The organism is Dietzia sp. E1 (assembly GCF_014145015.1).
Classification (GTDB): Bacteria; Actinomycetota; Actinomycetes; order Mycobacteriales; family Mycobacteriaceae; genus Dietzia; species Dietzia cinnamea_A.
Genome location: NZ_JAALDU010000326.1, coordinates 1 through 3,370, shown reverse-complemented (window position 1 = coordinate 3,370; position 3,370 = coordinate 1). Strand labels below are relative to the sequence as shown.

Below are 3,370 nucleotides of genomic sequence, written 5' to 3'. Positions count from 1 at the left end.
GCCCACGGCCGATGAGGCGGCGGCCGCGAAGGCGGCGGCCAAGACCACCGCCAAGAAGTCCACGGCGACCAAGTCCACCGCCACGTCGACCGGCAGCAAGCCCACCGCCACCACGTCGTCGGCGGCGAAGTCCACCGGCACCAAGCCCACCGGCGCCAAGGCGACCGGCTCGACGCCGGCCGGTTCGGACTCGGACGCGCCCTCGCCGGTCGAGCTCGCCGACAACGACCCGGCGCTGACCACCGCGGACACGCCGTTGCCGCCCGCCGGCACCGATCGCCCCTGACGCGACAGGCGTCCGCGCCCGGTCGCGATGAGCACTCGCGCCCGGTCGCGTGAGGCACCGCCGCCCCGGCCCGCTCCTTCTCCGAGCCGGCCGGGGCGCCGTGCGTGTCGGACGGGTGTGAACATAGCCACGCGGTCGTGTCCGACCGGGCCACTACACTGGGAACCGTGATTGACACGCTTACCGGCACGTGGGGAACTGTCCAGCTCGTCATCCAGGGCGCGCTCGTCGTGTGGGCGGTGGCCGGTCTGGTGCTGGCCGCGCTGCCGCCCGCCTCGGCGTACTCCATCGAGGGGAAGTGGCCCAAGCCGGCCTGGATCGCCATCTGTGCCGTCGCCGCCCTGCTGTTCGCCATCCGGCCGCTCGGCTTCCTCAGCATCATCGCGATGGTGGCGGTGGGTGTGTTCTTCGCCGACGTGCGTCCCGCGGTCGGCGGTCGACGCAGGTGAAGACGCCGGAGGCCGGGCCGCTGCAGCGGATCGAGGAACTGGCCGAGGACTCCGGCACCACCGTGCGCAACATCCGCGTGTACCAGGAGCGCGGTCTGCTGCCCCCTCCCGTCCGGCGTGGACGCACCGCTTTCTACGGGCCGGACCACAAGCGGCGCCTCGCACAGATCCTGCGTCTGCTCGACCGCGGCTACACGTTCGCCACGATCGAGGAGCTGTTCATCGCCGAGCGGCACGGCTTCACGCTCACGGAGTTGCTCGAGCTGGAGGCCGTCCGGCCCGTGCGCCGCTCGAACGGCGGACGCCGCAGGCTGCCGCGAGGGGGAGTGGACGCGGTGGCCGGGTTCGAGCTACCGGAGCACCTGCTCGACCGGGGTGAGTCGATCGGCCTGGTCAGCGATTCGGCCGCGGCGGACCACTTCTTCGCCGACCGCTACATGCTGGAGCTGTTCCGTGAGCTGATCGTGCTCGGGGTCGGCGAGGAGGGGATCGACAAGATCGGTCACCTGTTCTTGGAGGGTCAGAGCACCGCGGCCGAGGCGATCGACGTGCTCGTGCAGACCATGAAGGACTCCGGGATGGACCAGTCGACCATCGTCAGACGCGTGACCGGCATCCTGCCGCGCGCCGGCGCGGCCGCCCGGCTCATCTTCCTGTCCGCCGCCCAGACCCTGCTCACCGACAGGCACGGGTTCCCCAAGGGCTGAGCGACGGCAGCGCCGTTCGGACGGCCGCCGATCGGACGGTCTAGGTGAACACCACGGTCCGGGCACCGTGCACCAGGACCCGGTCCTCCAGGTGCCAGCGCAGTCCACGGGCCAGCACGAGCTTCTCCGCGTCGCGGCCCTGGCGCACCATGTCCTTGACCGTCGCCGTGTGGTCCACGCGGATGACGTCCTGCTCGATGATCGGACCCTCGTCGAGGTCGGCCGTCACGTAGTGGCACGTCGCGCCGATGAGCTTCACGCCACGGACGTGCGCCTGGTGGTACGGGCGGGCGCCGACGAAGCTGGGCAGGAAGCTGTGGTGGATGTTGATCGCGCGGCCGGCCCACCGGGTGCACAGGTCGTCCGGCAGGACCTGCATGAAGCGGGCCAGGACGATCGCGTGCGGGTCGATGTCGTCGACGAGTCCCGCGACCTGCTCGAACGCCGGGCCCCGCTCGGCGGGGTCGGCCGCGAACGGCACGTGATGGAACGGCACACCGTGCGCCTCGGCCATCCCCCGCAGGTTGTCGTGGTTGCCGATCACCGCACGGATGCGGGCGGGGTAGTCACCGCTCTCGACGCGGCCCAGCAGGTCGTGGAGGCAGTGGCCCTCCTTGGACACCAGGATGACGACGTCCTTCGGCTCGGACGAGTCGGAGATCTGCCAGTCGGCCTCGGGTCCCAGCTCGCTGGCCACCCGTTCGAAGCGACGGCGGAGTTCGTCGATCTCCATGCCGATCGATTCGGCGTCGACGGACTGGCGGGTGAAGAACCAGCCGGTGTCCTCGTCCGCGTGGTACGCCGCCTCCATGATGGTCCCGCCCAGTTCGGCGAGGAAGGTGGCGATCCGGGCGACGATACCGATCCGGTCGGGGCAGCCCAGCGTGAGGACGAAGCGTCGTGACATGGGTGTCCATTGTGCCACCAGGCGTGTCGGCGGCTCCCGCTAGGCTGGCCCGCATGGACGCCACTCCGACCGCTCAGCTCACCCGCGCCCGCGTCGCCTCGATGATCGACCACACTCTGCTCTCGCCTGACGCGTCCCGCGAGGACGTCCGGGCCTGCCTCGACGAGGCCCGCGAGCTGGGCGTCAAGGCCGTGTGCGTGAGCCCGGCGATGCTGCCGGTGCGGCCCGACGGGCAGATCGTCGCCACGGTCGCGGGTTTCCCATCCGGCAAGCACCACTCGCTGGTCAAGGCGATGGAGGGCCGGCTCGCGGTGGACCAGGGCGCCACCGAGGTGGACATGGTGATCGATGTGGGCGCCGCCATCGCGGGCCTCGTCGACGAGGTGATGGCCGACGTGCTGGCGATGCGCGACGCCGTGCCGCCTCCGGTGGTGATCAAGGTGATCCTCGAGACCGCCGCCATCCACAAGGCGCTGGGGGACGAGGCGGGCGACGAGCGGATCGAGGCCCTGTGCCACGCCGTCGCGCGCGCGGGCGCCGACTTCGTCAAGACCTCTACCGGCTTCCATCCCGCCGGCGGCGCGAGCGTGCGCGCGGTCGAGGCGATGCACCGCGCGGTGGGCGGGAAGGTGGGCATCAAGGCGTCCGGCGGGATCCGCGACGCCGACACCGCTCGAGCCATGATCGCCGCGGGCGCCACCCGGCTCGGCCTCAGCGGCAGCCGCGCGGTGCTCGACGGCTTCCCCGAGTAGGCCTGCCCAGACCGACACCCGGGCCCCGACACGAGCCCCGGCCGACCCCGCTAGCTCGACACCGGGCCCCGGCCGGCCACGGCGAGCCCGAAACCAAGATCCGGCCGGCCCGGACGCGCCCGCATCCGGGCCCCCCGGGCGGGTGTCAGCCCCGGCCGGTGGTGAGCACCATCTTCCCGGTGGTGCGTCCGGTCTCGCCCAGGCGGTGCGCCTCGGCGGCCTGCTCGAGCGGGAAGACCTCGGCGACCGTGGGCCGCAGCGCGCCCCGC

The 3,370-nt window shown here is 72.2% G+C and carries 5 protein-coding genes and 1 pseudogene; 4 read left to right on the top strand and 2 right to left on the bottom strand.

What is annotated here, in order from left to right; all coding sequences use genetic code 11:
* From G6030_RS11095 to G6030_RS11085, 3 genes and pseudogenes are all read left to right on the top strand, one after another.
* Window positions 1-286 (top strand): annotated as a pseudogene (locus G6030_RS11095) (hypothetical protein); the annotation flags it as partial.
* A gap of 167 nt (window positions 287-453) precedes the next feature.
* A complete protein-coding gene (locus G6030_RS11090) occupies window positions 454-735 on the top strand; it encodes a DUF2516 family protein (protein ID WP_182643165.1) in 282 nt (93 codons plus the stop codon).
* A complete protein-coding gene (locus tag G6030_RS11085; protein WP_182643164.1) occupies window positions 732-1,442 on the top strand; it encodes a MerR family transcriptional regulator in 711 nt (236 codons plus the stop codon). The genes G6030_RS11090 and G6030_RS11085 overlap by 4 nt, the downstream gene beginning before the upstream one ends.
* A gap of 40 nt (window positions 1,443-1,482) precedes the next feature.
* Here G6030_RS11085 and purU read toward each other — a convergent pair whose 3' ends face one another.
* A complete protein-coding gene (gene purU / locus G6030_RS11080) occupies window positions 1,483-2,349 on the bottom strand; it encodes a formyltetrahydrofolate deformylase (protein ID WP_182643163.1) in 867 nt (288 codons plus the stop codon).
* Between the two features lie 53 nt (window positions 2,350-2,402).
* Between purU and deoC the strand changes: the two genes are divergently transcribed.
* A complete protein-coding gene (gene deoC, locus G6030_RS11075) occupies window positions 2,403-3,101 on the top strand; it encodes a deoxyribose-phosphate aldolase (protein ID WP_182643162.1) in 699 nt (232 codons plus the stop codon).
* Between the two features lie 145 nt (window positions 3,102-3,246).
* Here deoC and G6030_RS11070 read toward each other — a convergent pair whose 3' ends face one another.
* Window positions 3,247-3,360: a zinc-binding dehydrogenase gene (locus G6030_RS11070; RefSeq protein ID WP_241724310.1), complete on the bottom strand. Its 114-nt coding sequence runs from the start codon at window positions 3,358-3,360 to the stop codon at window positions 3,247-3,249.
* Window positions 3,361-3,370 lie beyond the last annotated feature (10 nt).